General features: G+C 32.8%; 3 protein-coding genes. All 3 read left to right on the forward strand.

The annotated features are described in order from the left end of the window. A partial coding sequence (locus Q0910_RS28445) for an RHS repeat-associated core domain-containing protein (protein ID WP_299224203.1) occupies positions 1–1,623 on the forward strand: 1,623 nt, incomplete at its 5' end. Positions 1,624–1,629: 6 nt separating this feature from the next. Continuing rightward, positions 1,630–2,034 (forward strand): hypothetical protein, encoded by a 405-nt coding sequence (locus Q0910_RS28450; RefSeq protein ID WP_299224206.1) that lies wholly within the window; start codon positions 1,630–1,632, stop codon positions 2,032–2,034. Between the two features lie 349 nt (positions 2,035–2,383). Then, positions 2,384–2,857 (forward strand): hypothetical protein, encoded by a 474-nt coding sequence (locus Q0910_RS28455; RefSeq protein WP_299224209.1) that lies wholly within the window; start codon positions 2,384–2,386, stop codon positions 2,855–2,857. The last annotated feature ends 40 nt before the right edge of the window (positions 2,858–2,897 follow it).

Below are 2,897 nucleotides of genomic sequence, written 5' to 3' on the forward strand. Positions count from 1 at the left end.
ATATGGAAAACCGCTAACGATAATGTAAAAAGATCTTATTCTTATCAGTATGATGATTTAAATAGAATTACCAGAGCAAATAGCTTAAAAGGTTCTACTTTAATGAGCGGAGATGCTTATAGTATTTGGGGGATCGCATATGACAAAAATGGAAATATCGGAAGAATCACCAGAAACGGAAGACCTGGTGGAGGGTCTATTAAAACCATCGATGAACTCTATTACACCTATAGTAACAATAAGCTTTTAAAAGTAAGAGAGGCTATCACATCAAGTTATAGAAATGAAGGTTTTAAAGACGGCACCAATACTAATGATGATTTTGTTTATGATCAGAACGGTAATATGACTGTGGATCGTAATAAGGGAATATCTAGTATTAGTTATAATCATTTAAACTTACCTAATACTGTTGCCATTTCTAATAGTGAAGGAACAGGAAATATTAGTTATATTTACGATGCCACTGGAGTAAAACAAAAGAAAGTTGTCTCTGGAGGAAGTTCTTTAACAACTGAATACGCTGGTAACCACGTGTATGAAAACGGACAACTTACGTTCTTTAACCATCCAGAAGGATATATTGAACCTAGTGGAACTGGTGAATACGATTATGTATACCAGTATAAAGATCACCTAGACAACATCAGACTCTCATACTCAGATAAAGACAAGGATGGACATATAGACATTCTTATAAATAATGCAGATGTTGATGGAGATGGAGATAATGCACGGGAAATCTTACAAGAAAAAAATTATTATCCATTTGGACTACAACATAAAGGGTATAATGAGCTTGTAATTTCAGAACATAAGTATGGTTTTGGTGGCAAAGAAGAACAAGACGAATTAGGTCTTGGTTGGATAGATGTTACTGCACGTAACTATGATCCTGCATTAGGTAGATGGATGAATCTTGACCCACTTGCCGAAATGATGCGTAAACACTCTCCGTATAATTATGCGTTTGATAATCCTTTAGTTTTTGTTGACCCTGACGGAATGGCTCCTTTTACTGTTATCGGTGCTGATGCGAAAGCTCAAGAAAATATAAAAAATCAGTTACCAAAAGAGAGTCAGAAGTTTGTTAAGTTTGATGAAAATGGAGAATTAGATGCTGATTTAATATCTGAAGGAGCTAAAGCAAATCCTAAATCTGGTAATTTGCAAAGAATAGCTCATTTAGCAAATTCAGAAGATACTTATGTGTTTTCAACTTCGGATAATTTCGAAGCTTTTGATAAAGATACTGGAAAAATAGAAAAAACGAATTTTCAAAATGGTGATTCTGCTGGTTCATTAGGTATAACTTTACCTACTGATGATACTGAAATAACAGCTAATGTTTCAGAAGTATCCACTAATGAAAATACTCAAGTTATTGTTGCAAATACTATAAGTGACGAAAAGCAAGCTAAAACTACATCTCATGAAACAGTACACGCATATTTGTTTGACGTAGCTAAGAATCATGGAGGTACAGAAACTCCCTGGCATCAAATTGAACCCGGAGGTATGGATGAGGAAACAGGTGCTGTTATATTACTTTACACTAGTCCAAAACAAATGAAACCTGCTGAAAAAGAAGCTATAAAAAATTATAGAGCAAATAATAAGTAAAAAAGTATGAAATTATTATTAGTAATAAGCATTAATCTATTATTCTCGTGTAATACTGGAGTATTAGAAAAGAAAACTTTTGTCTGTAAAACGACATCAATAGAATTAGAATTACCTAAAATACTTAAAACACAAAAGCACACCTACGAAGAGGGTGAAATCACTTTACTCACTACTAAGGATAAAGTTATTATTGAGTTTTTTTGTGGTGGTAATTATATACCACACACAAGTAATAGAGAAAGATATAAGCTGCTGTTTGAAAAAGCTGGAGCGCAATTTGGTATAGATAAAGAAACTAAGTTATTTTGGCGTAAAGAAGGCAAAATGATTTACTCAAATTGTAGAGCTTCAGACACAACCAAGTATAATAATATATTTAAGAATAAAATTATAAAAAAGCTTTACTAGTGCTCACACGATGGCTCTAGGCTCGTGCCGATAAGAGTAAGAAATAAAAATGAAGACCAGTTACATTGATTTGTAACTCCTAGCTCTCCGAAGAGTGATGCTCTGCGAATGTCTCTGACTTCGCAGCGGTAAGTAAGAAAATAAGATTAGAAAACTAGTTACATTTTATGATGTAGCTGGTTCAATATAACGGTTATATAGATAGTTAGCCAGACCTCTCCTATTTCCGCAAAACATCCTACCAAATTTGCAAATAGGTTAGTGTTTTCAATTCAACAAACAAAATAATTATACCTCCTTTGGATATTAATCAAAGGAAGAGGAGATCTATGATCTAATAATACCAAAAATGAAACAAGAACAACAACTTTTATATAAAGTCATGCGTAATTTTGAGGGTATGCAAAAGATTGAAGTATTTGATCTTTTACATAGAATGGAAGTTTTGCTATACTATGTAAAAAGCCCTTTACAATCGGATCATCTTAAACGCATTATTTCATCTGATATGGATCAGGAAAGTATTGTAGATCCTTTTGGATTTACAATCTTACCTAACGGTAACTTCTGTGAGTTTGAAGGTTCTAATGAATGGATTCATATTTATAAAGAAGTAAAACGTGGTTTTAGTAGATGCAATCCTATCACCACCTATTATTTTAAAACAAAATATGCGCCATTAGAACTTTTAAAACTAACAAAAAGTAACCTCTTAGAAAATGTACAAAATACCCCTCACGAAATTGAGATAAGTGCTTTTTTAATAGCACATAATATTTCAAAGAGGGATTCGCAAGGAAATTTACTGCTATTGGGATTATAATATAGAGCAGTATGGAAACTAACAACTTAAAAAAAACAGC

This window comes from uncultured Aquimarina sp., from assembly GCF_947495315.1.
Lineage (GTDB): Bacteria > Bacteroidota > Bacteroidia > Flavobacteriales > Flavobacteriaceae > Aquimarina.

Excerpts from the sequence above, each read along its gene's own strand:
- Q0910_RS28450 (WP_299224206.1), top strand. The coding sequence starts at position 1,630 with ATGAAATTATTATTAGTAATAAGCATTAATCTATTATTCTCGTGTAAT.
- Q0910_RS28455 (WP_299224209.1), top strand. The coding sequence starts at position 2,384 with ATGAAACAAGAACAACAACTTTTATATAAAGTCATGCGTAATTTTGAG.